Raw genomic sequence first — 18,596 nt, forward strand, 5'->3', positions numbered from 1 at the left:
TCTGCCGTCAACCCTTAATTCAGCTTTTCTATCAATCCATCCCGACAATCCCGAAATTCGACTATATAGAGAAGAATCCCGAACAAATTGAGCAATATATTGCCCATCGCCTAACAGTTAAGCATCATAGTCACTTCTGCTTCTTTAATATGACCTCGGACGAACACCCTCAATGACCACTTCACCCCGTAGCCTGGCCACGACATTGTTTCCGGTCGGCCTGCTACTCATTGCCATGGCCTCCATTCAATCAGGGGCATCGCTAGCCAAAAGCATGTTCCCTATCGTCGGAGCCCAGGGCACAACTACCCTGCGCCTGGTTTTCGCCAGCGTGATCATGCTGCTTCTATTACGCCCGTGGCGCGCCAAGCTGACAGCCAAGTCACTGCAAACCGTCATCGTTTACGGAATGGCGTTGGGCGGAATGAACTTCCTCTTCTATATGTCGCTGCGCACCGTCCCCCTCGGAATCGCAGTAGCCCTCGAATTCACCGGCCCGCTGGCAGTCGCCATCTATGCTTCGCGACGCGCTGTGGACTTTCTCTGGATAGCATTGGCCATCGTTGGCCTCCTGCTGTTGATCCCCACGGGAGAAGCCAGCAGCGGCATCGATCTCACTGGCGCAGCCTATGCACTGGGCGCTGGTGCATGCTGGGCGCTCTACATCCTCTTTGGACAAAAGGCTGGTGCCGACAACGGCGTACAAACTGCTGCCCTTGGCGTAATGATTGCCGCACTGTTTGTTGCACCGATCGGGATCGTCCACGCAGGCGCAGCCTTACTCACCCCCTCGCTGATCCCGATCGCCATTGGAGTCGCGGTTTTATCCACCGCCCTGCCCTACACCCTGGAGATGGTCGCCCTGACTCGCTTGCCTGCCCGCACATTCGGCACCTTGATGAGTATCGAACCCGCGTTCGGCGCCTTGTCAGGCCTGTTTTTCCTTCAAGAACACCTGTCCCTGGCGCAATGGCTGGCCATCACCTGCATCATCCTGGCCTCGGTTGGCGCAACCCTGACCATGCGTAACGAATCGAAGCCACTCGTTCCTGCCGATTGATTCAGGATTTGACGTAGCTCTGGCATTTGCCGCTCAATTAGGCCATGTTTAGGCCGTAACCCAGTGTCACTCATGGAGAATTTCGATAAGGACATCATGAACGCTACACTCGAGAGCGAGCAAAGCCAGCTTCGCGCAGTTAAGCGAGGCGGCTATTAAGGATAGTAATGAAGCGAATTTTGATGCTGTTCATGATTGTGGCAATCGCAGGTTGTGCCGCGACCACCAAGACTGAAGTGAAACGGGGAAAAAAAGGGCTGCATATCAACTGTTCGGGCCTGTCCTCCTCCTGGGATCAGTGCTACGCCAGTGCAGCCAACTCATGTGGCGCCAAAGGCTATAAAGTCATCGCCAAGTCGGGCGACAACGCCGAAGACCCGGGCGACTACCCGTTCGGCCTGAACCCTGCCGGCTACACCAGCCGGAGCATGATTGTCATCTGCAAATAACTGTCGACGCACTTACAGGCTCGACAGTTGCTGGCTGAGCACGTCGTAGTTCGATGACAGGACCTGCGCCTGCACCTGCGGATTGACCATCATCCGCGCCACCACCAGGGCGCCGATGCATTGCGACAGGATCGACCACGCCAGGTCCTCGCTACCCAGCGTTGCAGCCCAGCCCGCCTGTAACCGGCAAATCCAGTCCTGCGCCTGTTGGCGCACCGACACATCCGATCGCGCAATCTCTGCACCCAGGCTCGGCAACGCACAGCCGGCTTCCGACTGCTCCACATGGGCCATGCTCAAGTAAAACTTCAAACAGCGATCCAGCCGCTCCTTACTCTGCACCCCGGTGCCATTCAAGCGTTCGAGGCTATGGCTCAATTCGCGCTCGACAATCGAGCTGAACAACTCGTCCTTGGAAGCGAAGTGGCTGTAAAACGCACCGCCACTCAAGCCAATGGCTTTCATCAAGCCATCCACTCCAACACTGGAAAACCCTTCTTTTTTCGCCAGGGCCGCACTGCTGTCCAGCAGCTTCTCCCTGGTTTCCTGCTTATGGCTGGCTGAATATCGCATCACTTACCCCCGGTTTCGTCAGCTTGACGCCTGCCGAATCGTAGCATAACGTTCGTTTGGCAAACGATCGTTTACTAAAGGATTTCCCATGACGAACAACAAGAAAATCGTATTGGTAGTGGGTGCCGGCGATGCTACGGGTGGCGCCATCGCCAAACGCTTTGCACGCGAAGGTTATGTCGCATGCGTGACCCGGCGCAGCGCCGATAAACTGCAACCCTTGGTGGAAAGCATCCACGCGGCTGGCGGCGAAGCCCATGGCTTTGCCTGCGATGCCCGCAAAGAAGAAGACGTTATCGCGCTGATCGAGCAGATTGAAACCGAGCTGGGCCCCATAGAAGCCTTTGTCTTCAACATCGGCGCGAACGTGCCGTGCAGTATCCTGGAAGAAACCGCCCGCAAGTACTTCAAGATCTGGGAAATGGCCTGCTTCTCAGGCTTCCTAAACGCCCGGGAAGTGGCCAAGCGCATGGTCACCCGCAATCGCGGCACTATTCTGTTTACAGGCGCCACTGCCGGGTTGCGTGGCGCCGCCGGTTTTGCCGCATTCGCAGGCGCCAAACACGGGATCCGTGCACTGGCGCAGAGCATGGCTCGTGAACTAGGTCCGCGGAATATCCACGTCGCCCACGTGGTGGTGGATGGCGCCATCGACACTGACTTCATCCGCGACAACTTCCCGCAAAAGTACGCCCTCAAGGATCAGGACGGTATTCTCAACCCCGAGCACATCGCCGATAACTATTGGTACCTGCACAGCCAGCCTCGGGACGCCTGGACCTTCGAGCTGGACCTGCGCCCGTGGAATGAACCCTGGTAAGCACGCCCCATAACAATAAACAGCGAGTACCCAGCATGAGTAAAACCGTGGAATTTTTCTTCGACCTCGGCAGCCCTGCCACTTATCTGGCCTACACCCAGCTTCCTGGCCTGTGCGCTGCAACCGGCGCCCAGCTGATTTACAAGCCAATGCTGTTGGGCGGCGTGTTCAAGGCCACCGGCAATGCATCGCCGGTCACCATTCCCGCCAAAGGCCGCTACATGCTCCAGGACCTGGCGCGCTACGCCCAGCGCTACAACGTCCCGCTCAAGTTCAACCCGCACTTCCCCATCAATACATTGACGCTGATGCGTGCAGTCACCGGTGTCCAAATGCGCCAACCCGAGCGCTTCCAGGATTTTATCGACTGCCTGTTCCGAGCCCTTTGGATAGAAGGCCTTCACCTGGGTGATCCTGCTGTGGTGGCTGCGGTGCTGGCTGAACACGGCTTTGATCCCGAAGCAGTCCTGGCGTTGACGAATGACGACGCCGTCAAGGCCACCCTCAAGGACAACACCGAGCACGCCATCCAGCGCGGCGTATTCGGGGCGCCTACGATGTTCGTCGGCGACCAGCTGTTCTTCGGCCAGGATCGCCTGGAGTTTGTTCGCGAAGCGTTGGGCTAGATTTCAATCACCAAACGCCCTTGAGCGCCGCCTGCGAGTAACTCATAGGCGGCGTTTGCCGTGTGCAGGTCGAATTGACGCCCGTCGAGAATCGGCTTGAGCTTCCCGGCATCAATCAACCGCGCCGCCTCGGCAAGAATCTGCCCGTGGTGCTCGCGGCCCTTGCCCGTCAGCATCGGCAGCAGGGTAAACACCCCGGAATAGGTCGCCCCGCGAAACGATAACGGCGCCAGGCTATGAGAGCCCCAGCCAAGACAACTCAGCACATGGCCGTGATAAGTCCTGGCCGCCCGGAAGGACGCATCCAGCGTCGGCCCGCCCACCGTGTCATACACAATGTCAAAACCTTCGCCCGCCGTGTGCAAGGCTACATACTCCTCGACGGTCTGCTGTTGATAGTCGATAAACGTAGCGCCCAGCCCTTCGATCAGCGCCCGATGCCTGACGGAACCTGTCGCAAACACCTCTGCGCCAAACGCATTAGCCAGCTGCACCGCAACATGTCCTACACCACCCGCACCACCCTGGATCAGTACTTTATGCCCAGGGCCTACATGCGCACGGTCCACCAGCCCTTCCCATGCGGTGATCAGCACCAGCGGCAATGCCGCGGCTTCGCGCATGCTCAGGGTCACGGGTTTTCTCGCCAGCAGGCGTGCATCCACCACGGCAAACTCCGCCAACGAACCCTGGATGCCCCCCACTCCCGTCGCCAGGGCGTACACCTCATCGCCCGCCTTCCACTCGTTGATATCCGGGCCCACTGTCTCGATGATCCCCGCCAAGTCCAAGCCAATTACAGCTGGCAACGACTGACGGGCATGGGCTGCCTCGCCTGCGCGAATTTTCCCGTCCAACGGGTTGAGGCCACTGGCCTTGATCCTTACCAGCACCTCACCGTCACCCGGAGTCGGCCTGGGAATCATCGCCAGCCGCAACGGCCCGTTCGCCACATCCACCATCAGGGCACGCATTTGAGTTGTATCAGTCATGGTCGCGATCTCGATTCATCAGGAAGTGATCACCATGATGTGGCCGCCCATTCATGCCGATAAGACGCCAAGCCGCTATAGTGACCATGCTCATTTTGCATGAATCGGTAGCCCCATGGATAAGCTCAACGCAATGGCCATTTTCGTCCGGGTAATCGAGCGCGGGAGTTTCTCTGCGGTCGCCCGGGAGTTGCAGACCACTCAGCCCACCATCAGCAAAGTAATGCGGGCGCTGGAGACCGAACTGGGTGGCAAGCTGATTTCCCGCAGTACCCGCAAACTCTCCCTGACCGACGAAGGCCAACGCTATTACAGCCATTGCCGACAAATCCTCGCGGCAGTGGATGCCGCGGAACACAGCTTCCAATCCGGCAAGGAAGCCGTTGCAGGTCCGCTACGTATAGGTTCGTCGGTGAGCTTTGGCCGCCTGCACATTGCCTCGCGCCTGGCGGGATTTCTTGAGCGATATCCACAGGTCCAGGTTGACCTGCAACTCAACGACCAGAACCAGGATCTGGTCAGTGAAGGCCTGGACGTCACCCTGCGCATTGGCGAGTTGCCCGACAGCGGCCTGGTCGCCCGCCAGATCGGCACTACCCACCGAGTCACGCTCGCCAGCCCGGCCTACCTGGCCAAACACCCAGCGCCGCAAACCCCGCAAGCGCTGACCCAGCACAATTGCCTGCTGTTCAACCTGCTCAGCAGCCAGAACCAATGGGTTTACGATAGGGACGGGACGCGGCACAGCGTCAAGATCAAGGGCAACGCCCAGAGCAATAACTCCGAGGCAGTACGCGAGATGGTATTGGCAGGGCTCGGCATTGCGCTGTCGCCCCTATGGCTGTTCTTTGATGACCTGAACGCTGGTCGGGTGGTCGCGTTGCTGCAGGACTACATCCCGCAGTCGCTGCCGATTCATGCCGTTTCGGCGCCGAATCGTCGCCAGTCGGCCCGGGTCAAAGCGTTTATCGACTACATGGCCGATGCCCTGACCCAGGCGCCCGAGCTACAGCCCCTTAGATAGCGGCCGTACGCACCTGCAACCATTCCAGCGCCGCGCCACTGAGCAGCGGGCTCAGGCGCTCACGGACTTGCGCGTGGTAATCGTTGAACCACTGGCGTTCTTCCACCGTCAGCAGCGACGGCTCCAGACAACGGGTGTCGATCGGGCACAGCGTCAGTGTCTCGAACTTGAGGAACTCGCCAAACTCGGTCTTTCCCGCCTCACGGTTCAGCACCAGGTTCTCGATCCGCACACCCCACCGGCCAGGACGGTAAGTGCCTGGCTCGATGGACGTAATCATGCCGGCCTGCATCGCGGTTTGCGGTGCGGCGACGGCTTGATAAGCGATCACCTGCGGGCCTTCATGCACATTGAGGAAATAGCCCACGCCATGACCGGTGCCGTGGCCATAGTCCACGCCTTCGGCCCAGATCGGCGCGCGGGCGATGGAATCCAGCAGCGGCGAAAGAATGCCCTTGGGGAAATGCGCGCGGGACAAGGCAATCACACCTTTGAGCACACGCGTGCAATCGCGTTTCTGCTCCTCGGTTGGCGTACCAATAGGCACCATACGCGTGATATCGGTGGTGCCGCCCAGGTACTGGCCACCGGAGTCGATCAGCAGCAAGCCATCGCCTTCGATCAGCGCGTGTTCTTCTTCAGTTGCGTGGTAGTGCGGCATCGCACCATTGGCATTGAATGCAGCAATGGTGTTGAAGCTCAACGACACATAACCCGGCCGGCGGGTGCGCGCCGCCGTGAGGTGTTCATCAATGGTCAGTTCGGTGATGCGCTCACGACCCAACGCACTGTCGAGCCAGGCGAAGAATTCGCACAAGGCCGCGCCGTCCTGCTCCATGGCCTGACGAATATGCTCGGCGTCTGCCAGGCTTTTGCGCGATTTGGCCAAGGTGGTCGGGTTAAGCCCTTCGATCAGCTTGACGTCACTGCCGAGGTTTTCCAGCAACCCGGCGGTCACCCGCGCCGGATCGACCTGCACACTGGCGCCCGACGGAATGGCCTTCAACGCAGCGGCGACTTCGCTGTAATCACGCAGGGTCACGCCATCCTGCTCCAGCACGGCACGAAGCTCGGCATCGACTTTGCTCAAAGCCACAAACAATGTCGCCTGCTGCTGGCCGATCAAGGCAAACGACACAAACACTGGGTTGAATGAAACATCACCGCCACGCAGGTTAAACAGCCAGGCGATGTCGTCCAGGGTTGCGATGAAATGCCAGTCGGCGCCCTTCTCGCTCAATCTTTCGCGCAGGGCCGCGAGTTTTTCACCGCGGCTGACGGTGGCCTGGGGCGGCAAGTGTTGATAGATCGGCTGGTTCGGCAAGGTGGGACGGTCTTGCCAGACTTCGTTCAACAGGTCGATATCCGTGCGCAAGCGTGCACCCCGTGCCTCCAGCTTGCTGCCCAGGGTACGCGCCGAGGCCACGGCCATGACTGCGCCGTCCACCGCCACCACGCCGCCTTCCGGAGTCTGCTCCGCCAGCCATTCCAGCGGCCCGGGCTGGCCGGGTTGCAGCTTGACCAACTCGATTCCGCTGCCCTTGAGTTCCTTGGTCGCCTGCTCCCAATAGCGGCTGTCTGCCCATACACCGGCGAAATCAGCGGTGACAATCAGAGTGCCCACCGAACCATGAAAACCCGACAACCACTGCCGGCCCTGCCAGTAACCCGGCAGGTATTCGGACAAATGCGGGTCGGCCGACGGCACCAACAGGGCATGAATGCCCTCGCGGCTCATCAGTTCGCGGGTATGCGCCAGGCGCTGGGGAACCGTTCCATGGGTCAAAGGCTGTGTGCTCATCGTGTCTCCTGCTAACCACTAATAATTGTTATGGGGTCAAACGGCCCAGAACGCCGGTGCGCTGGCCAGTGCCGCCTTGATCAGTTGTACCGCCTGATCGATGTCCTGCTCGGTGGTAAACCGCCCGAGGCTCAAGCGAATGGTGCGACCCGCGCTGCGGGCATCGTGGCCCAGCGCCAGAAGCACATGGGATGGGGCATTGCTCGCCGAATTGCAGGCCGACGTGGCCGAGAACGCAATGCCCGCGCTCAAGGCGGCGGAGTTGAACTCGCCCTCGCTGAACGTCAGGCTCAAGGTGTGGGGAATGCGCTGGGTAAGGCTGCCATTGAGGCGCACCCCGGCAATCGTATTCAGTTGTTCCAGCAGGCGCTCGCGCAAGGCAACGATGGTCGCCTTTTCTTCTGCAAACGACGCTGCCGCTAACGCGAACGCTGTGCCCATGCCGGCGATCTGGTGAGTCGCCAGGGTGCCGGAACGCAAGCCGCCTTCATGGCCACCGCCGTGAATCTGCGCCAGCACTTTCTGCTGCGCACGCGGGCCGACGTACAGCGCGCCGATGCCCTTGGGGCCATAGAGTTTATGGGCGGAAAACGACATCAGGTCTACTGGCCATTCGGCCAGGTCAATCGCCACCTTGCCCGCGCCCTGCGCCGCATCCACGTGAAACAACGCTCCATGCTCGCGCACGCGCGCGCCGATCGCCTGGATATCGTTGAGGGTGCCCAACTCGTTGTTCACCAACATCAGCGACACCAGGAAGGTGTCTTCACGCAACGCTTCGCTAACCGCCTCGACGCTGATCAACCCCTCGGCATCCGGCACCAGGTACGTCACGGCAACCCCGGCTTCCTGCAACTGGCGAGCGGTGTCGAGCGTGGCCTTGTGTTCGATCTGGCTGGTGATGATGTGCCCACCGGCCACACCCCGCGCCTGGGCAACGCCCTTGATGGCGAGGTTGTTGGACTCGGTGGCACCGGAGGTCCAGACGATGCTTGCCGGCTCGGCGCCGACCAGTTCCGCCACTTGGCGCCGCGCCTGCTCAACCGTTTGCCGGGCCTGTTGGCCGAACGCATGGGAACTGGACGCAGGGTTACCGAAGTTGGCGTTGAAACCCAGGCACTCGACCATCACCTGGATGACCCGCTCATCCACCGGCGTGGTGGCGGCATAGTCGAAATACAGCGGACGTTTATTCATGACGTTAAAGACTCGCAGAGCATGTTCCCGAGAGCAGCGTCTCAGGGGCAGCGATCAGAAAGGAAGATGGTTTACCTGATCCCGTGCCGTTAAAGAAAGACCACTTTATTTAAAAGTGCGTAGGAACGCTCCTGAAATTCAGCTTAACAGGCTCCGGGAAACGGATGGCAAACAAAAAGCCCGAGGTTCCTGTAGGAAACCTCGGGCTCATCGACCTGGCCACTGACTCAGCTGGGGCGACCGTGCAGCGTTACACCGCGCTCGGCATTCATCTCGCCCTGACGGTCAAAACCAAAGCTTTTCTGTGGCTGGCCGGTCAGTTCGGCTTTCTTCTGTTGGTATTCATCAAACGACAGGCCTCGGCGGCTCAGGGCTTCCAGCGCCAGCTCCTTGCTTTCCTCAGCCGAGTAACCACGCAGTTCAGGCGACGACGGTGTCGCACAACCGGCAAGGACTGAGGTGACAAGCAATACGGAAATGGCGAGAAAACGGTTCATGGCGAAGGTCCTGCGAAACGGGTTGAAGTCAATGAGCACAGGCTACTCCCGCCCCTTCAAGGTGAAAAATCACGCGCCGTGATAGTCGCTATCAACCTTTGCGACGCTGGTGATAGCCGTACCATATATTCCATACAGGTCTATAAATATGGAAATACGTTCATTTACGGAATAAACACAACCCTCTATAAATGGCTTCAACGCTCACGCCACTGTTCGCCTGGCAACTGTTGCCCAGGCAACAGTCATTCAACAAAACACCAGGCAGACAACACCGCCATTTTCCAACACCTGGCCCACAGCCCGCGCCAGTCAAGGGCTACGCAGCTTGGTACAGCTCTTGCTCAAGCCCCGCTACTGCTCTTGCCCTGAGCCACTGTTGAAAAAGGAACTGTTGATGACCCGTCCACTGAATGTCGTTGCCCTCTCCGGCGGAACCTGGCGCCCGTCCCGCACCCTGGTGTTGACCCAGGCGGTGCTGGCCGAACTGGCCAATCAATTGCCGATCCAGACCACCCTGATTGAATTGGGCGACATTGCCCGGCCGCTGGGCGGCGCACTGTCCCGCCAGGAACTGCCCGCCGACGTCGAAGCCCAACTGCAAGCCATCGAACAGGCCGACCTGCTGATCGTCGCCGCCCCGGTGTATCGCGGCTCCTACCCTGGCCTGCTCAAGCACCTGTTCGACCTGGTGGACCTCAACGCCCTGATCAACACCCCGGTGTTGCTGGCGGCCACCGGCGGCAGCGAACGCCATGCGCTGGTACTCGATCACCAGTTGCGCCCGCTGTTCAGTTTCTTCCAGGCCTTGACCTTGCCGATTGGCGTGTACGCCACCGAGGCCGATTTCACCGATTACCAAATAACCAGTGAGCCCTTGAAGGCCCGCATTCGCCTTGCTGCAGAACGCGCCGCGCCGTTGTTTGCCGCGCATCCCACCTCTCTGCTGAAAATCGCTTAAGGATTTGTCATGGATGTTTTCTGGTTTCTGCCTACACACGGTGACGGTCATTACCTGGGCACCACCCAGGGCGCTCGCCCGGTCACCCTCAACTATTTGAAACAAGTCGCCCAAGCCGCAGATAACCTCGGCTACCACGGCGTGCTGATCCCCACCGGCCGCTCCTGCGAAGACTCCTGGGTGATCGCCTCGGCGCTGGTCCCGCTGACCGAACGCCTGCGCTACCTGGTAGCGATTCGCCCGGGGATCATTTCGCCGACCGTCTCGGCCCGCATGGCCGCCACCCTTGACCGCCTGTCCGGTGGCCGCCTGTTGATCAACGTGGTGACCGGCGGCGACCCCGACGAAAACCGCGGCGACGGCAGCTTCCTCGATCACAGCGAACGCTACGAAGTAACTGACGAATTCCTCAAGATCTGGCGCCGCGTGTTGCAGGGCGAATCGGTGGATTTCGAAGGCAAACACCTGCGTGTGCAGAACGCCAAGGCACTTTACCCACCGGTGCAGAAGCCGTATCCACCGCTGTACTTCGGCGGTTCCTCGGACGCTGCCCACGACCTCGCTGCCGAACAGGTAGACGTGTACCTGACCTGGGGCGAACCACCGGCTGCCGTCGCGGAAAAACTCGCCGACGTGCGTGAACGCGCCGCGCGCCATGGCCGCACCGTCAAGTTCGGGATTCGCCTGCATGTGATCGTGCGCGAAACCGAAGAAGACGCCTGGAAAGCCGCCGCCAAACTGATCGAACACATCAGCGACGACACCATCGCCGCCGCGCAAAAATCCTTCTCGCGCTTCGACTCCGAAGGCCAGCGGCGCATGGCCGCCCTGCACGACGGGCGTCGCGACAACCTGGAAATCGCCCCCAACCTGTGGGCCGGCGTTGGCCTGGTGCGAGGCGGCGCGGGCACGGCCCTGGTGGGCAACCCTCAGCAAGTCGCCGAGCGGATCAAGGAATACGCGGACCTGGGCATCGAAAGCTTCATCTTCTCCGGCTACCCGCACCTGGAAGAGGCGTATCGCTTTGCCGAGCTGGTGTTCCCGCTGCTGCCGGAGCCCTACGCGAGCCTGGCCGGGCGCGGCGTCACCAACCTCACCGGACCGTTCGGCGAAATGATTGCCAACGACGTGCTGCCGGCAAAAGCCTGAGCACGCTGAGATCTGCTGTATGTGGGAGCGGGCTTGCTCGCGAAAGCGGTGTGTCAGTCACCGAATTTGTTTCTGGGCCAGCGCATTCGCGAGCAAGCCCGCTCCCACATTTGGGCTTTATTGCCAAACAGACATTGAGGAACACCGCGTGACAGCCAAACCCAACAGCGTCCTGCCCTCACCGTTGCAGACCGCCAAACTGCTGGCCGCCGAATTCGCCCTCACCGCCGTCGAACGCGACGAACGTGGCGGCACCCCCAAGACCGAACGCGACGCCCTGCGCCAGAGCGGCCTGCTGGCGCTGAGCATTCCCACCCAATACGGCGGCCTCGGCGCCCGCTGGAGCGAGACCCTGGAGATCGTGCGCGAATTCGCCAAGGTCGACAGCTCCATCGCCCACGTCTTCGGTTTTCATCACCTGATGCTCGCCACCGTACGGCTGTTCTCCCGCCCGGAGCAATGGCAACCCTGGTACGAACAAACCGCACGCAAAAACTGGTTCTGGGGCAACGCCCTCAACCCGCTGGACACGCGCACGGTGGTCAAGGCCTTCGGCGGCTGGCGGGAATTTTCCGGCAAAAAGAGTTTTTGCTCCGGCGCCAGCGATTCGGAAATGCTGATCGCCTCGGCCGTGGATGAAAGCGCCGGCGGCAAACTGCTGATCGCCGCAATCCCCAGCGGGCGCAGCGGCATCACCTTGCACAACGACTGGAATAACATCGGCCAGCGCCAGACCGACAGCGGCAGCGCCTCCTTCGAACGGGTACGTGTGGAAGAGTCGGAACTGCTCCTGGACCCCGGCCCGCTGAGCACACCCTTCGCCTGCCTGCGCCCGCTGATCGCGCAACTGACCTTCACCCACATGTTCCTCGGCATCGCCGAAGGCGCCTTTGCCGAAGCCCGCCATTACACCCTGACCGAAACCCGGCCGTGGCATAAATCCACGGTGCAGGACATTCGCCAGGACCCTTACGTACTCAACCACTACGGCGAATTCTGGGTCGCGCTGGAAGGCGTGCGCCTGCTGGTGGAGCGTGCCGCCGAACTGCTGGACCAGGCCTGGGCCAAAGGCCCGAGCCTCAGCGAAAGCGAGCGCGGCGAACTGGCCATCGCCATCGCCACGGCCAAGGTTGCTGCCACCCGCAACGGCCTGGAACTGTGCAGCCGCCTGTTCGAAGTCACCGGCGCGCGCTCCACCCACGCCTCCCTGCGCCTGGACCGGCACTGGCGCAACCTGCGCACGCAGACCCTGCACGACCCGGTGGACTACAAACTCCACGAACTGGGGGACTGGGCGTTGAACCAGTCCCTGCCGATTCCCACGTTCTACTCCTAGAAGAGGTGCCCATGCAGCTTTTAACCTTACCGCCCTCGCCCGCTCTTGCGACCTCGATCCGCGCCACGGCCCAGGTCTTCGAAGACCCCAAATCCCAGGCGCTGCTGGCGCACATCCAGCAAGTCGCGCCGAGCGAAGCCAGCGTACTGATCATCGGCGAAACCGGCACCGGTAAAGAGCTGGTGGCGCGCCATATCCACAACCTCAGCGCGCGGCGCAACCGGCCGTTCGTGGCGGTGAACTGCGGCGCGTTTTCCGAATCCCTGGTGGAGGCCGAGCTGTTCGGCCATGAAAAAGGCGCCTTCACCGGCGCCCTCAGCGCCAAGGCTGGCTGGTTCGAAGAGGCGGACGGCGGCACCCTGTTCCTCGATGAAATCGGCGACTTGCCGATGGCGATTCAGGTCAAGCTGCTGCGTGTCCTGCAAGAGCGCGAAGTGGTGCGCCTGGGCTCACGCAAAAGCATTCCCATCGACGTGCGGGTGTTGGCCGCCACCAACGTTCAGTTGGAAAAAGCCATCAACGCCGGGCATTTCCGCGAGGACCTGTACTACCGCCTCGACGTGGTCAGCCTGGAGTTGAGCCCGCTGCGGGACCGCCCCGGTGACATCCTGCCGTTGACCCGGCACTTCATCGAAGCCTACAGCCAGCGCCTGGGTTACGGCCCGATCACCATCAGCCGCGAGGCCGAGCAGAAACTCAAAAGCTACAGCTGGCCGGGCAACATCCGCGAGCTGGAAAACGTGATCCACCACACCCTGCTGATCTGCCGCAACGGCGTGATCGAGCGCGACGACCTGCGCCTGTCGAACATGCGCATCGAGCGTCAGGACGACAACCAGCACGGCATCGACAACAGCGCCGAAGCCTTGCTGGAACGGGCTTTTCAAAAACTCTTCGAAGAGCAGGCCGGCGCCCTGCATGAAAAGGTCGAGGATGCGCTGCTGCGTGCCGCCTACCGCTTCAGCCATTACAACCAGGTGCACACCGCCAACCTGCTGGGCCTGAGCCGCAACGTGACGCGAACCCGTTTGATCAAGATCGGTGAACTGGCGGTAAACAAGCGACGCCCCGGCGAGAACGTACAGGGCGAGCGCATGCTGCACCTGTCAATTTAGGCGGCAGTGCAAGGCGTTGTCATGGCTGCGCTCGATGCTGCGCAGCACCTGGAACGAACCGAAGGTGACTGCCGTGGCCTGGTGGGCGCGGATCAGCGTCCAGAAATCTTCCTCACCGTGCTCAAAACACTTGAAGGCCGCCTCCCCGTCTTCGCGGGAGCGCCATTGCAGGTAGCTGAGCACCCGGCGTCCATCATCGCTGACCTGCACGCTGGCATTGATAAAGCCGCCATGGCCTTGGGCCAGACGCTCGCTTTGGGATGACAGGGCCGCCACCAAAGCCGATTGCTGCTGCGGTTCGATCTGGAACTCGACCATCTGGGTAAAACTCAGACGCTTCTCTGATACCTGCATGAACATTCCCCTCTCACTGTAGGCACAATCTTGCGATTCGATGCCACGCAGGGTAAAACCTCTAGTTAAGTCAAGGTCAAGGGCTTTTTCATGGTCACCAAAGAACTTACCGTCGGCCAACTGGCGGCCCGTAGCGGCGTGGCAGTCACCGCGCTGCACTTCTATGAAACCAAGGGGTTGATCAAGAGCAACCGCAACGCCGGCAATCAACGGCGCTACCCGCGGGACGTGTTGCGCCGGGTGGTGGTGATCAAGATTGCCCAGCGTTTGGGCATTCCCCTGGCGACGATCCATGAGGCGCTGCAAACCCTGCCCGATGGTCGCACGCCTAACGCGGCCGACTGGGAGCGACTGTCTGCGCTATGGCGTGAAGACCTGGACCAGCGCATCGACAAGCTGATGCTGCTGCGGGACAAACTCAGTGGCTGCATTGGCTGCGGATGTTTGTCGCTGCAGGCGTGCCCGCTGCGCAATCACGACGACGTACTCGGTGAGCGCGGGCCCGGGGCACAACTCTTGGAGCCCACCCCTGATCCCTGATGTGTGAACCCACTCAATGTGGGAGCTGGCTTGCCTGCGATGCAAGCACCTCGGTTTTTCTGGCAAACCGCAGTGATGCTATCGCGGGCAAGCCCGGCTCCCACAAAAGCCAGCGCCCACCTTAGATCGGTCTGGGTCTTAGAAACCCGGGGCAATCTGCCCTTTGTAGCGGGTCAGGATGAACTGGCGTACTTCATCGGAATTCAACGCCTTGGCCAGCTTCTGGATGCCCGGGTCGTTGATGTTGTCCGGGCGCGCTACCAGGTACTCGACGTACAGGCTCTTGCCCTTCTCGACGATCAACGCACTGTTGGTATCGATCCCCGCTTCCAGGGCGTAGTTGGCGAACACGAATGCCAGGTCCACCTGGCTCACCGAGCGGGCCAGCAATGCACCTTCCAGTTCACGAATTTTCAGGTGCTTGGGGTTTTCGACGATATCCCGCGGGGTGGCCAGGGTGTTGCTCGGGTCCTTGAGCTTGATCAGGCCGGCTTCATCCAACAGCACCAGCGCGCGTCCGGTGTTGACCGGGTCGTTGGGGATCGACACCGTGGCGCCGTCTTTCAACTCCGAGATATTTTTGATCTTGGTCGAATAAGCGCCGAACGGCTCGATGTGCACGCCCACTACCGGCACCAGATTGGTGTGCCGGGTCTTGTTGTAGTCATCCAGGAACGGCCGGTACTGGTAGTAGTTGGCGTCGATATTCTTCAGCGCCAGTTGTTGGTTGGGCTGGATGAAATCGGTGAAGACCTTGATTTGCAAGTCCACGCCTTCCTTGGCCAGCACCGGTTTGACGAATTCGAGGATCTCCGCATGCGGCACGGGCGTGGCCCCCACCACCAACGTCTCGTTGGCGACGGCATTCAGGGAGAAGACAGCAGCCAAAATGGCCAGGGATTTTTTCATGATTGCTCCGAAAGCAGTGGTTCTAGGAATAGGTTTCAACGGCGGCTGTAACGCGCCACCAGACGGTCGCCGGTCATCTGCAGGGCCTGCACCAGCACCAACAGCAGCAACACGGTGACCACCATCACGTCGGTCTGGAACCGCTGATAGCCGTAGCGGATGGCCAGGTCGCCCAGGCCACCGCCGCCAATCACCCCGGCCATGGCGGTGTAGTCCACCAGCACAATCGCGGTGACGGTGACCGCCGCCAGCAGGCCGCCCCGGGCTTCCGGCAACAGCGTGTGGCGGATCACCTGCCAGGTGCTGGCGCCCATGGATTGGGTGGCTTCCACCACGCCACGGTCGACTTCACGCAAGGCGGTCTCCACCAGCCGCGCGAAGAACGGCGTACAGCCCACCACCAACGGCGGGATCGTGCCGGGCACGCCCAATGAGGTGCCCACCAGCAAGGTGGTCACCGGGATCAGCACAATCAGCAGGATGATGAACGGCAGCGAACGCAGCACGTTCACCACCACCGACAGCGCTCGGTACACCAGCAGGGTTTCGTGCAACTGGCGCTTGCCGGTGAGGAACAACACCACCCCCAGCGGCAACCCCAGCAGCACGGTAAAACCCAGGGCGGCGCTGAGCATGCTCAGGGTTTCCAGGCAGGCCTGGCCGATGTCGGCCCAATAGATGTGTTTAAACAGCTCGGCCATGGTTCAAGACCAGTCGTGACGCGGGGGCTTGGCGCCGTTGAGCAACCAGTTGCCTACCACGTGGTACTTCCAGCGCACCGGGTCATGCAGGGTATGCACCCGGGCATTGCGCCAGTGACGATCGAAGTTGTGCTTCTTCAGGGTTGACCTTGTGCCGCCGAGTTCGAAGAGCTTGTTACTGGCTTCGATGGCGATTTCGGTGGTCAGCACCTTGGCCCGGGCGACAGCCAGGGAAGCGTGGGCGACGTTGTCTTCATCGGGCGCCGGGCGCGCGGCGTCGAGGGCTTTCCCGGCGCGCTCCAGCAAGGCTTCTGCCGCTTCCAGGCGAATATCCAGCGCACCCACCTGGATGATGGTCAGCGGGTCTTCACTGGCTTTTTCCACCCCGGCATCGATCCAAGGGCGGGCGAATTGCTGGACGAACTGCACCGTGTCGCGCAACGCGGCACGGGCGATGCCGGCGTCGATGGCAGCGGTGGTCAGTTGCGCGAAAGGGCCGGCCAGGGTCGGCGAATCGTAGGAACGATGGGTAGGAAACAGGTTGAACGCCGGCACCTTCAGGTCTTCGGCCAACACCGTACCGCTGGACGTGGTGCGCTGGCCCATGCTGTCCCAGTCATCGACCACCACCAGGCCTTCAGTGCCGCGGGGCACAAAGGCCAACTGCGCATTCTGCTGCTCATCCAGCGCCAGCACCGCCAGCCAGTGGGCGTACAGCGAACCGGTGCAATAGCCCTTGCGGCCGTTGATCACATAGCCGTCACCTTGCCGGCGAATGGTCGCCTGAATGTCCTGGACGTTCTTGCCGCCGGTTTCCGACAGCGCGTTGGCAAACCGATGCCCCTCCAGCGCCAGGCCAAAAAAGTACGCCTGCTGCTCGGGCGTGCCTTGCAGGCGGATGTCTTCCAGCAGGCAGTAATGGTTCTGCGGGATTTGCCCCAGCGACGGGTCGGCCGCCGAGATAATCGCAATTACCTGGGCCAGCACCGCGTAGGACACCTGGGCGCCGCCAAACTCGCGGGGCACGCTGATGCCCCACAGGCCGCTGTTGGAATACAAGTCGACCACGTCCGCCGGCACCTGGCGGGTGCGGTCGCGTTCGGCGTCTTGCTCCAGCAATACGGCGGCGACCTGGTGGGCAACGGCCAGGGCCTGGGCCTCGTCACGGATCAGCTCGGCGTGGGGCGTGTGAATCGGGTAATCGGCAGATACAGGCAGTACAGACATACAACGCTCTCGGGCGAATGATTTACCTGAGGCATTGCAGCTTCTGTGCCTGAGGCGCCAGGCTATCAAACACAAGGGTTTGCGCCTGATGTGCGCGCGGCAGACCGCCCACGGCGCAGCAAACTGCCGGTTTGCTGTTGTGTGGGCAACACCTCGGTGCGACTGATACACCGAGTTGCCTGCATCGCAGGCAAGCCAGCTCCTACAGTTGACCTGCATTGCCTGAAAGATCGGGCTTCAACACACTTCATGAACAACCCCTCCACGTTTTCCCCCTTGCCCCAGGCGCCGTGTGATTTCAGGATGCAGGCAATCATCACAAGGAGTCATTCCATGTTCGCCGGATTCCAAAAAGACCAGCGCCACGTCAACGGTGTGGACATCAGCTACCGCAAAGGCGGCGCGGGTCCCGGCCTGCTCCTGCTGCACGGGCACCCGCAGACCCACGTCATCTGGCACAAGGTCGCCGAGCAACTGGCCGAACACTTCACCGTGGTCGCCGCCGACCTGCGCGGTTACGGCGACAGCAGCAAGCCCGCCGCCAGTGACCATCACACCCACTACTCCAAGCGCGAAATGGCCCGCGACGGCGTCGAGTTGATGAAGGCCCTGGGCTTTGATGAGTTCTCGGTGCTGGCCCACGACCGTGGCGCCCGCGTCGCCCATCGCCTGGCCCTGGACCACACCAAGGCCGTGCAGCGCATGGTGCTGCTGGACATCGCCCCGACGCTTGCGATGTATGCCCAGACCGACGAAGCCTTTGCCCGCGCCTACTGGCACTGGTTCTTCCTGATCCGCCCGGCGCCATTGCCCGAGAGCCTGATCGAAGGCAACCCGGAACTGTACCTGCGCAGCGTCATGGGCAGCCGCAGTGCCGGGCTCAAGCCGTTCACCGACGAAGCCTTCGCCGAATACCTGCGCTGCCTGAAACTGCCCGGCACCGCCACCGGCATCTGCGAAGACTACCGCGCCGCCGCCGGCATCGACCTTGAGCACGACCGCGCCGACCTCGACAACGGCAACCACCTCAACCTGCCGCTGCTGGTGATGTGGGGCGCCGAAGGCACCGTCGGGCGCTGCTTCGAACCCCTCAAGGAATGGCAGAAAGTCGCCACCGACGTACGTGGCAAGGCCCTGCCGGCCGGCCACTACATCGCTGAAGAAGCTCCTGAACTGTTGCTGGGCGAAGTCCTGACCTTCCTTCGCTGAGGCTTTAGTAAACCGCTGATCTGATCGATCCCGCCCCGCAGGCTTGAAACAGCCTG

The 18,596-nt window shown here is 61.2% G+C and carries 20 protein-coding genes; 11 read left to right on the forward strand and 9 right to left on the reverse strand.

What is annotated here, in order from left to right:
* Positions 1-172 precede the first annotated feature (172 nt).
* Entirely contained in the window at positions 173-1,060 is an 888-nt protein-coding gene (gene rhtA / locus HX875_RS08120; protein WP_177042782.1) for a threonine/homoserine exporter RhtA, read from the forward strand.
* A gap of 167 nt (positions 1,061-1,227) precedes the next feature.
* Positions 1,228-1,509: a hypothetical protein gene (locus HX875_RS08125; RefSeq protein ID WP_003210144.1), complete on the forward strand. Its 282-nt coding sequence runs from the start codon at positions 1,228-1,230 to the stop codon at positions 1,507-1,509.
* A 12-nt stretch (positions 1,510-1,521) separates the two neighbouring features.
* On the opposite strand, the gene HX875_RS08130 is transcribed toward HX875_RS08125, so the two are convergent.
* Positions 1,522-2,082: a TetR/AcrR family transcriptional regulator gene (locus HX875_RS08130; RefSeq protein WP_177042783.1), complete on the reverse strand. Its 561-nt coding sequence runs from the start codon at positions 2,080-2,082 to the stop codon at positions 1,522-1,524.
* Positions 2,083-2,170: 88 nt separating this feature from the next.
* Between HX875_RS08130 and HX875_RS08135 the strand changes: the two genes are divergently transcribed.
* Both HX875_RS08135 and HX875_RS08140 read left to right on the forward strand, forming a co-directional pair.
* On the forward strand, positions 2,171-2,902 hold the full coding sequence (locus HX875_RS08135) for an SDR family oxidoreductase (protein ID WP_167665787.1): 732 nt from the start codon (positions 2,171-2,173) through the stop codon (positions 2,900-2,902).
* 35 nt (positions 2,903-2,937) lie between these two features.
* Positions 2,938-3,528, forward strand: a complete 591-nt coding sequence (locus tag HX875_RS08140) for a 2-hydroxychromene-2-carboxylate isomerase (RefSeq protein WP_177042784.1) — start codon at positions 2,938-2,940, stop codon at positions 3,526-3,528.
* On the opposite strand, the gene HX875_RS08145 is transcribed toward HX875_RS08140, so the two are convergent.
* Positions 3,525-4,520 carry a zinc-dependent alcohol dehydrogenase family protein gene (locus HX875_RS08145; RefSeq protein WP_177042785.1) on the reverse strand — a complete coding sequence of 332 codons (996 nt, stop codon included), beginning with the start codon at positions 4,518-4,520 and terminating at the stop codon, positions 3,525-3,527. The two genes, HX875_RS08140 and HX875_RS08145, sit on opposite strands and share 4 nt — an antisense overlap.
* 115 nt (positions 4,521-4,635) lie before the next feature.
* Between HX875_RS08145 and HX875_RS08150 the strand changes: the two genes are divergently transcribed.
* On the forward strand, positions 4,636-5,544 hold the full coding sequence (locus HX875_RS08150; protein WP_177042786.1) for a LysR family transcriptional regulator: 909 nt from the start codon (positions 4,636-4,638) through the stop codon (positions 5,542-5,544).
* Here the strand turns inward: HX875_RS08150 and HX875_RS08155 are convergent.
* From HX875_RS08155 to HX875_RS08165, 3 genes are all read right to left on the reverse strand, one after another.
* Complete coding sequence (locus HX875_RS08155) at positions 5,537-7,345, reverse strand: aminopeptidase P family protein (protein ID WP_177042787.1); 1,809 nt, start codon at positions 7,343-7,345, stop codon at positions 5,537-5,539. The genes HX875_RS08150 and HX875_RS08155 overlap by 8 nt on opposite strands.
* Before the next feature lie 36 nt (positions 7,346-7,381).
* Positions 7,382-8,542 carry a cysteine desulfurase family protein gene (locus HX875_RS08160; RefSeq protein WP_177042788.1) on the reverse strand — a complete coding sequence of 387 codons (1,161 nt, stop codon included), beginning with the start codon at positions 8,540-8,542 and terminating at the stop codon, positions 7,382-7,384.
* A 227-nt stretch (positions 8,543-8,769) separates the two neighbouring features.
* Entirely contained in the window at positions 8,770-9,039 is a 270-nt protein-coding gene (locus HX875_RS08165) for a hypothetical protein (RefSeq protein ID WP_177042789.1), read from the reverse strand.
* A gap of 397 nt (positions 9,040-9,436) precedes the next feature.
* Here HX875_RS08165 and msuE point away from each other — a divergent pair, with 397 nt between their 5' ends.
* The 4 genes from msuE to HX875_RS08185 all read left to right on the forward strand — a co-directional run bounded on the left by msuE (position 9,437) and on the right by HX875_RS08185 (position 13,600).
* On the forward strand, positions 9,437-10,000 hold the full coding sequence (gene msuE, locus HX875_RS08170; protein ID WP_088425167.1) for an FMN reductase: 564 nt from the start codon (positions 9,437-9,439) through the stop codon (positions 9,998-10,000).
* Between the two features lie 9 nt (positions 10,001-10,009).
* Positions 10,010-11,149, forward strand: coding sequence for an FMNH2-dependent alkanesulfonate monooxygenase (ssuD, locus tag HX875_RS08175; protein WP_177042790.1), 1,140 nt, complete (start codon positions 10,010-10,012; stop codon positions 11,147-11,149).
* Positions 11,150-11,297: 148 nt separating this feature from the next.
* Complete coding sequence (locus HX875_RS08180) at positions 11,298-12,485, forward strand: acyl-CoA dehydrogenase family protein (RefSeq protein ID WP_177042791.1); 1,188 nt, start codon at positions 11,298-11,300, stop codon at positions 12,483-12,485.
* Between the two features lie 11 nt (positions 12,486-12,496).
* Positions 12,497-13,600 (forward strand): sigma-54 interaction domain-containing protein, encoded by a 1,104-nt coding sequence (locus tag HX875_RS08185; protein WP_169385844.1) that lies wholly within the window; start codon positions 12,497-12,499, stop codon positions 13,598-13,600.
* Here the strand turns inward: HX875_RS08185 and HX875_RS08190 are convergent.
* Positions 13,592-13,954 (reverse strand): antibiotic biosynthesis monooxygenase, encoded by a 363-nt coding sequence (locus tag HX875_RS08190; RefSeq protein WP_177042792.1) that lies wholly within the window; start codon positions 13,952-13,954, stop codon positions 13,592-13,594. The genes HX875_RS08185 and HX875_RS08190 overlap by 9 nt on opposite strands.
* A gap of 90 nt (positions 13,955-14,044) precedes the next feature.
* On the opposite strand from HX875_RS08190, the gene soxR reads away from it, so the two are divergent.
* Positions 14,045-14,494, forward strand: coding sequence for a redox-sensitive transcriptional activator SoxR (gene soxR, locus HX875_RS08195; RefSeq protein ID WP_177042793.1), 450 nt, complete (start codon positions 14,045-14,047; stop codon positions 14,492-14,494).
* Between the two features lie 138 nt (positions 14,495-14,632).
* Here soxR and HX875_RS08200 read toward each other — a convergent pair whose 3' ends face one another.
* From HX875_RS08200 to HX875_RS08210, 3 genes are read right to left on the reverse strand one after another with little or no spacing between them, the layout of a single operon-like run.
* The gene (locus tag HX875_RS08200) at positions 14,633-15,403 is read right to left on the reverse strand and encodes a MetQ/NlpA family ABC transporter substrate-binding protein (protein ID WP_177042794.1); all 771 of its coding nucleotides are present in this window, start codon (positions 15,401-15,403) and stop codon (positions 14,633-14,635) included.
* A 35-nt stretch (positions 15,404-15,438) separates the two neighbouring features.
* A complete protein-coding gene (locus HX875_RS08205) occupies positions 15,439-16,104 on the reverse strand; it encodes a methionine ABC transporter permease (RefSeq protein ID WP_177042795.1) in 666 nt (221 codons plus the stop codon).
* Positions 16,105-16,107: 3 nt separating this feature from the next.
* Complete coding sequence (locus HX875_RS08210; protein WP_177042796.1) at positions 16,108-17,331, reverse strand: SfnB family sulfur acquisition oxidoreductase; 1,224 nt, start codon at positions 17,329-17,331, stop codon at positions 16,108-16,110.
* A gap of 333 nt (positions 17,332-17,664) precedes the next feature.
* Here HX875_RS08210 and HX875_RS08215 point away from each other — a divergent pair, with 333 nt between their 5' ends.
* Entirely contained in the window at positions 17,665-18,540 is an 876-nt protein-coding gene (locus tag HX875_RS08215) for an alpha/beta fold hydrolase (protein ID WP_177042797.1), read from the forward strand.
* Positions 18,541-18,596 lie beyond the last annotated feature (56 nt).

The organism is Pseudomonas yamanorum, assembly GCF_013386765.1.
Taxonomy (GTDB): domain Bacteria; phylum Pseudomonadota; class Gammaproteobacteria; order Pseudomonadales; family Pseudomonadaceae; genus Aquipseudomonas; species Aquipseudomonas yamanorum_A.